The sequence below is a fragment of the Pseudomonas sp. H1h genome (genome assembly GCF_000633255.1).
Lineage (GTDB): Bacteria > Pseudomonadota > Gammaproteobacteria > Pseudomonadales > Pseudomonadaceae > Aquipseudomonas.
Map to the genome: position 1 here is coordinate 1 of NZ_AYMJ01000078.1, position 310 is coordinate 310.

Genomic DNA, 310 nt, shown 5'->3' on the forward strand with positions numbered 1-310 from the left:
AAGAAGACGATAGAAGCAGCCCGAAATTGGGTCTGTAGCTCAGTTGGTTAGAGCGCACCCCTGATAAGGGTGAGGTCGGCAGTTCGAATCTGCCCAGACCCACCAATTTTGTGTGGGAAACCTGTAGAGATACGGGGCCATAGCTCAGCTGGGAGAGCGCCTGCCTTGCACGCAGGAGGTCAGCGGTTCGATCCCGCTTGGCTCCACCACCACTGCTTCTGAAGTTTGAAAGCTTAGAAATGAGCATTCCATTGTGATGATGGTGAATGTTGATTTCTAGTCTTTGACTGGATCGTTCTTTAAAAATTTG

The 310-nt window shown here is 50.0% G+C and carries 2 tRNA genes; both read left to right on the top strand.

Going from position 1 to position 310, the window contains the following annotated elements:
* Positions 1 to 28 precede the first annotated feature (28 nt).
* A tRNA-Ile gene (locus U862_RS0129080) sits at positions 29 to 105 on the top strand.
* 28 nt (positions 106 to 133) lie between these two features.
* Positions 134 to 209: transfer RNA gene (locus tag U862_RS0129085), tRNA-Ala, on the top strand.
* Positions 210 to 310 lie beyond the last annotated feature (101 nt).